This is a genomic window from Cloacibacillus sp. (genome assembly GCF_020860125.1).
Classification (GTDB): Bacteria; Synergistota; Synergistia; order Synergistales; family Synergistaceae; genus Cloacibacillus.
Genome location: NZ_JAJBUX010000039.1, coordinates 1 through 3,451 on the forward strand (window position 1 = coordinate 1; position 3,451 = coordinate 3,451).

2 protein-coding genes are annotated in these 3,451 nt (G+C 55.2%); both read left to right on the top strand.

From position 1 onward, the window contains the following. The coding region (locus tag LIO98_RS05030) for a Helicase associated domain protein (protein ID WP_291953742.1) at window positions 1-2,507 on the top strand (2,507 nt) is incomplete at its 5' end. 153 nt (window positions 2,508-2,660) lie between these two features. Then, window positions 2,661-3,287: a sugar transferase gene (locus LIO98_RS05035; RefSeq protein ID WP_291953744.1), complete on the top strand. Its 627-nt coding sequence runs from the start codon at window positions 2,661-2,663 to the stop codon at window positions 3,285-3,287. Window positions 3,288-3,451: the final 164 nt, after the last annotated feature.

Consider the following 3,451-nt stretch of genomic DNA (forward strand, 5'->3'; position numbering starts at 1 on the left):
AAAACGCAGTCTCCGTGATAAAGGAGAACGGCAAAGCCGCCGTTGTCCACCCAACCGGCACGGGAAAATCCTTTATCGGCTTCAAACTGGCCGAGGATAACCCACAGGCTGTCGTCTGCTGGCTATCGCCAAGTGAGTACATCTTTAAGACGCAGATAGAAAACCTCAAGGCCGCGGGCGCCGCCCAACCGAATAATATAAGCTTCTTCACCTACGCCAAGCTCATGATGATGGACGCCGCCGCAATCGAAGATATCCGTCCCGACTACATCGTGCTCGACGAATTTCACCGCTGCGGCGCGCAGATGTGGGGCAACGGGGTCCAGCGGCTGCTTGCGGCGTATCCGCAGGCGCCGGTGCTCGGCCTGTCGGCGACAAACATCCGCTACCTCGACAATCAGCGCGATATGGCAGACGAACTCTTCGACGGCAACATCGCCTCAGAGATGACGCTCGGCGAGGCGGTGGTGCGCGGCATTCTCACCCCGCCAACCTATGTCGTCTCCATATATTCCTGCCAGAAAGATATAGAGAGATATCAGGCCCGTATAAGCAGCGCCAAAAACAGGGCCGTGCGCGACGCGGCACAGAAGCGTCTGGATGCGCTGCGCCGTTCGCTTGAGAAGGCGAAAGGGCTTGACGCCGTATTTCAGAAACATATCACCGAAAAGCATGGCAAGTATATTATCTTCTGCTCCAGTGTCGAACATCTCAACGAGGTGGCCAGCCACATAGACGAGTGGTTCGGTAAAATCGACGGGAACTTGCGCCTCTATCGTGCCTACGCCGATGATCCGGAGGCGGCCAGCGCCTTTGCCGGCTTCAAGGCCGACGACAGTGAGCGGCTAAAGCTCCTGCTTTGCATCGACATGCTCAACGAGGGCGTCCATATCGAGAACATCTCCGGCGTGATACTCTTCCGCCCCACCGTCTCGCCCATCATCTACAAACAGCAGATCGGGCGTGCCCTATCGGCGGGCAGCCGCAGGAGTACCGTCATCATAGATGTGGTAAACAATATTGAGAATCTCTACAGCATCTCCGCCCTGCAGGAAGAGATGAAATTCGCCTCCGACTACTACCGCGCCACGGGAGAGGCTTCGCTGGTCGTCAACGACTCCTTCACCATCATCGACGAAGTGCGCGACAGCAGACGGCTCTTCAACGAGCTCGAAGAGGCGCTCTCCGCCTCCTGGGAGACGATGTACAGCTACGCAAAGGCCTATTACGGCGAGCACGGCAGCTTGGAAGTTCCCAAACGCTATCGGACGCCGGAGGGGTACTCTCTCGGCTCATGGCTGAACACCCAGAGGCTCGTCCGCGCCGGCAAGATTCCCGGACTGCTCGACGAAGAGAGAATCACAAAACTTGAAAACATCGGCATGCGCTGGAAAAACCGCTACGAATATTCGTGGGAGAGATATTACCGCGCGTTGTGCGAATATAGATCAAAGAACGGCAATATCGACATCCGCGCCAACTATGTCACCTCAGAAGGGCTTGAACTCGGCAAATGGATCTGCAACCTCCGCCAGTCAAAAAACAGCGGCAGGAGCGGATATTACCTAACCGACGAGCGTATCGCGGCCCTAAACAAACTCGGCATGATCTGGGACAAGCTCGACTACCAGTGGGAGCTTAACTACCTAGCCTGCGCGGAATACTACCTGAAAAAACATGATCTCAACATTCCCGCTGGCTACATCTCCCCCAACGGGCTGCGTATCGGCGCCTGGCTGCGCCGGATGCGCAAGATCCGCAGCGGACGGCTGAACGGCTCCGCGCCATTAACACGGGAGCAGATAGAGCGCCTCGACGCCATCAGAATGGACTGGCTCGACACCTACATGCGGCAGTGGGAATACGGATACGAACAGGCGAAGGAATATCACCGTGAATTCGGCTCGCTCGATGTCCCCGCCGGATACGTGAACAAAAAAGGCTTTCCCCTCGGCAGATGGCTGAGAAACCACATAGAGGGCAACTCAAAGACGGGCCGAAGCTCCATCAAGGTGACGCCGGAACGCAGGGCAAAACTGGACGCCCTCGGCCTTCAGTGGATGACGGAAGACCCGTGGCAAAAGAAAATCGCCGCCTGCCGGGAATACCTCGCGGAACACGGCGACCTCGCCGTCCCGCAGCAATACGTGACGACAGAGGGAATCTGGCTCGGCAAATGGATCTACGAGTGCCGCCGCGCATACCGGGGAGAGCTGAGGGGCAAAAACCTGACAAAGGCGCAGATAAAAGAGCTTGAAGAGCTAGGCGTCGACTGGCGCACCCCCGCCGAACGCGCCTGGTCGGAAAAATACGAGGCCGCAGTGCGCCTGCTAAAAACAAAGGACGTTTTAGAGGGCGATAAAACAACAGAAAGCGCCAGAATCGGCCAGTGGATAGCCCGCCAAAGAACGCTGCGCAAACAGGGCAAGCTCACACAGGAACAGATAGAGATGCTGAACGCGCTGAACACTGGACGAAACGGTATCAGGCCGCAGGCGGAGAGATAGGTAAAAATCAACCGCATTAGTAAGTGCGTAATGTAAAGCAATCACCTATGTGAATTTGAGCTATTGGTTTTTTGTATACGGTATCGATTGTAAGGAATCAAACACACTTAACAGTGTTATTGAAAGATTAATTAGCAGAAACAGGGGAAATAAATGTACAAAAGCTGTCTGAAAAGAGCAATAGATATAATCCTCTCCGCCGCTGGTCTGGCGATACTAGCCATACCAATGCTGGCTATTGCCGCCGCTGTGAAGATAGATTCACGCGGCCCTGTGCTCTTCTGGCAGAAGCGTTCAGGAATACATAAAACTACCTTCATGATGCCGAAATTCAGGACTATGTATATAGAGACCCCCGCCAACATGCCGACCCATATGCTAAGCGACCCTGACCGGTGGATAACCCCCTGTGGAAAATTCCTGCGCAGGACAAGCCTCGACGAACTGCCGCAGATATTGTGCATCTTGACGGGAACGATGTCCATCATCGGCCCGCGTCCCGCGCTGTGGAACCAGTACGACCTCATCGCCGAGCGGGACAAATACGGCGCGAACGACATACTGCCGGGACTGACCGGCTGGGCGCAGATAAACGGCCGCGACGAACTGCCAATAGAGGTAAAAGCCGCCTATGACGGCGAATACGTAAAGAGAATGAGCTTCTTTTTCGACTGCAAATGCTTCTTCGGCACCATCGCCTGCGTGCTGAAAAAAGAGGGCGTCGTCGAGGGCGGAACGGGAACATTGCAAAAACTATCAGGCGGAGAACATCGGCAATGAAAAAGATCCTCATCACCGGCGCCAACAGCTACGTCGGTACCTCGTTCGAAAAATGGCTCTCCCAGTGGCCCGACGAATACCATGTCTATACCATCGACATGATAGACGGCACATGGCGCGAAAAATCCTTTGCCGGATACGACGTCGTCTTTCATGTGGCCGGG